We start from the raw sequence: 1,521 nt of genomic DNA, 5'->3' as shown, positions 1-1,521 counted from the left end.
ACTCTTGAAATAGTTTTAAAAAAAATGGGTGTATAGAAGCATTTTCACTACATAAAACCATTTGTTCGGTGTAAAAAATATTTTAGCAGATAGAGGATCTTCTGGAGAAAGATTTGCAAAAAGTGTCCAGGAAATATTAGGATGTATGGTAGAAATAGCCAAAAGAAATACACTTCATACTTTTACAGTTATTCCCAAAAGATGGGTTGTAGAGCGTTCTTTTGCGTGGATAGAAAAACGTCGCAGGCTATGGAAAAATTGCGAAAGAAAACTACATACAAGCCTGAATATGGTGGTTCTCGCTTTTATTGTTCTACTTTTGAAAAGATTTTAAACAAGCTCTAAGTTTTAGAGTTGTTAATTTGTTAGCGAAAGGCTATAAATCGAAAATATCAGGCAAGGAACTCACTCCTAGCCCAAGAAAGCTCCAAAGTAGGCTCAGCATCATAGTAAGATCTCAAGAGGCTAAGTGTTGCATAATTGCGGCTATCTCTTTCATTTGGGTCTCCTTCTTCCACCCATTTGTTTATTTTATAAATTAGTGTACTAAAAATATTAAACCCTTCAGGACAGAGCCATTTAGGAAATAGTTTAGAACTGCGTGCTTTGGAAAAAGAGCGATAGAAAACGCAAGCAACGACATAAATAACATGCTGTAAGGGAGATGCAATTATTTTCTTATAGGCAATCATCGTAATTCGATGATCTGGATCACCTTTAAATATAGCAGAATAGGTAGCATAGAAAGCTTCACAAATTCCCTTGGCTATATCAGCTACAGCTGTAAAAGGTGTCAAAGCTAGCATCATAATGCTATTTATAAAAACAGATCTATCATTGCAGTGATCTATTCCAACCCAGTCATAAACTATTCTTTTTTCAACGAGCGTGAAAACAGAAAGATTAGTGTCCTTGTAATTAATAATCATCGTGCTGCATAAGAGTACTTGGTCTGTAGAAAATAAGGCTGACCGATGCTTTTCTTGCAACGGTCCTTTATAAAGAAGGAATATATGATAGAAAAATATCCTGAAAAACCTGCAAAGAGTTTCAATCGTGCAGATCATTTGGCTAATGAAAGAACTTTCTTGGCATGGATTAGAACTAATCTTGGCCTAATGGCTTTTGGATTTGTTGTTGAAAAGTTTTCCTTTTTCATGCAACAAATAACACCTTTTTTAGGGCAATCAGGCTTGCCAGAATCAAGATTACCACATTCCATGTATTCTTCCATATTCGGTATATCTTTGGTAAGTTTTGGAACTATACTTTGTATTTTCGCATTTTTTAAGTTTAAAAAAACAGAAAGACAAATTAATCGTGACATCTATCAATCTTTAACTTGGCTTGATGCTCTGCTTGCACTGTTCGTCTTTTTTATAGGTGTCTTTTTAGTCATTTATTTACTTCATTCACATGAACCTATCTTGAATTAAATTTACTGTTTTAAAGATACTTGCCGACTTAAGAAATTCATCCAATATCCCAGTAGTCCAAACATTAATAGTCCGTTCCAATATA

2 protein-coding genes and 1 pseudogene are annotated in these 1,521 nt (G+C 34.3%); 2 read left to right on the top strand and 1 reads right to left on the bottom strand.

Annotated features, from left to right (window positions below; translation table 11 throughout):
• Nucleotides 1–70 precede the first annotated feature (70 nt).
• Nucleotides 71–334, top strand: a pseudogene (locus RHOW815_RS07810) (transposase); the annotation flags it as partial.
• A gap of 58 nt (nt 335–392) precedes the next feature.
• On the opposite strand, the gene RHOW815_RS07805 reads toward RHOW815_RS07810, so the two are convergent.
• Nucleotides 393–929 (bottom strand): hypothetical protein, encoded by a 537-nt coding sequence (locus RHOW815_RS07805; RefSeq protein ID WP_215217741.1) that lies wholly within the window; start codon nt 927–929, stop codon nt 393–395.
• A gap of 84 nt (nt 930–1,013) precedes the next feature.
• Here RHOW815_RS07805 and RHOW815_RS07800 point away from each other — a divergent pair, with 84 nt between their 5' ends.
• Nucleotides 1,014–1,436, top strand: a complete 423-nt coding sequence (locus tag RHOW815_RS07800) for a YidH family protein (protein ID WP_215217740.1) — start codon at nt 1,014–1,016, stop codon at nt 1,434–1,436.
• Nucleotides 1,437–1,521: the final 85 nt, after the last annotated feature.

The sequence above is a fragment of the Candidatus Rhabdochlamydia sp. W815 genome, assembly GCF_018642185.1.
Lineage (GTDB): Bacteria > Chlamydiota > Chlamydiia > Chlamydiales > Rhabdochlamydiaceae > Rhabdochlamydia > Rhabdochlamydia oedothoracis.
The sequence above is the reverse complement of the archived record's forward strand: the minus strand, read 5'-3'. Positions and strand labels throughout refer to the sequence as shown.